This window comes from Okeania sp. SIO2B9, from assembly GCF_010672505.1.
GTDB lineage: Bacteria > Cyanobacteriota > Cyanobacteriia > Cyanobacteriales > Microcoleaceae > Okeania > Okeania hirsuta.
In genome coordinates this window covers 1-1,451 of record NZ_JAAHGK010001600.1, presented here as the reverse complement: position 1 = coordinate 1,451, position 1,451 = coordinate 1, and the positions used below count along the sequence as shown (strand labels likewise).

The window sequence follows — 1,451 nt, the reverse complement described above, 5'->3', positions numbered from 1 at the left end:
TTTTTGATTTTGATAAAGATGTATTAAGCAGAAAATGTTGAAAAATTTATAAAAATAAAAAAAAATTCGATCGAGAAGAGAAATATTGTGATATAGTCTTTAAACTATGTTGGTTCTAGCGAGGGTCAGTCGTTAGAAGTAAGAGGGAAAGTTTGGTGTAAATCCAACGCTGTCCCGCAACTGTGAAATGAGTTTAGTAAAATCTAAAATTTCATTAAGCCAGAATGCCTGCCAACATTATCAAGAAAAATAATCAATACATCTGCGAGGTACGGATGAAAGACAAACATGACAAACCCACAAAAAGTAGGGTTAGTTATCAATTGCATAGAATAAGAGTAATTTTAGCGCTGGCAATTTTAATTTTTTTCAGCACAATAGAATCGGCAATAGCTCATCATCCAATGGGTGGAAAAATACCAAGTAATTTGTGGGAAGGTTTTCTATCTGGTGTAGGACATCCAATTATTGGAATAGATCATCTGGCTTTTGTAGTTGCAGTTGGATTAATTGCAGTAGGAATCCCCAATGGTATATCAATAATAGCATCTTTTCTCGCTACAGTAATATTAGGAACGGGTATCCATCTTCTCAGTATTGATTTACCTTTAACAGAAATAGCGATCGCTCTATCAGTAGTTGTTTTTGGTGCAATGCTAGCTCTTAAAAAGAAGCTAAGTCTTCAATTATTAAGTATCTTTGCAGCTATTGCTGGTATATTTCACGGTTATGCTTATGGAGAGGCAATTATTGGTGCAGAAATGACACCTTTATTTGCATATTTGTTAGGCTTTACGGTGATTCAGTTATTAATAGCATTATTAGTAATGAAATCTGCTGAATTAGTAAGTAATTTTTGGGAAAATAAATTCTTTCTTGTAATGCGCTTCCTGGGTTTGACAATAGGTGCCATTGGAATGGTATTTTTCACCAGCGCCATATTTAGTTAATAGTTAATAGCAAAATTAAATTCCTGCAAATTATCAAAGAAACATAATGTCTACGCCACAATTACTATTTGTTTGTACTACTTGTGCAAGTGTTTGGAAATATGGGAAACGACAAGGTATTAGTGGAGGAGAAAAACTACTTGATCGACTTTCCCAACAATATAAAAATTGGCACTTACGGGATAGATTTACTATAACACCAATAGAATGTATGAGTGCTTGTAGTCACTCTTGTGCTATTTCTTTTGCTGCTCCTGGTAAGCATACTTATGTATTTGGAGATTTACCATCTCAAACAGAAATGTTGTTAGAAGTATCAGCAGCAGTATTAGAATGTGCCAGTCTCTATGATGCTAAATCTGATGGATTATTATCTTGGTCGGAAAGACCTGAACACTTAAAAAAAGGTGTTTTAGCAAGAATTCCACCATTAATTCATGGAGATATTTAAGCAAAATTAACATTGAAAAATATCCGTATTTCTTCAACCATTAATTTTGC

At 33.6% G+C, this 1,451-nt stretch carries 2 protein-coding genes and 1 riboswitch; both genes read left to right on the top strand.

The features are described from left to right. The first annotated feature begins 93 nt into the window (after window positions 1-93). Window positions 94-251, top strand: a riboswitch (cobalamin riboswitch). Beyond that, complete coding sequence (locus F6K13_RS32990) at window positions 225-950, top strand: HupE/UreJ family protein (protein WP_240041593.1); 726 nt, start codon at window positions 225-227, stop codon at window positions 948-950. (Overlaps the previous riboswitch by 27 nt.) Window positions 951-996: 46 nt before the next feature. Then, window positions 997-1,401 carry a DUF1636 domain-containing protein gene (locus F6K13_RS32985; protein ID WP_124147485.1) on the top strand — a complete coding sequence of 135 codons (405 nt, stop codon included), beginning with the start codon at window positions 997-999 and terminating at the stop codon, window positions 1,399-1,401. Window positions 1,402-1,451 lie beyond the last annotated feature (50 nt).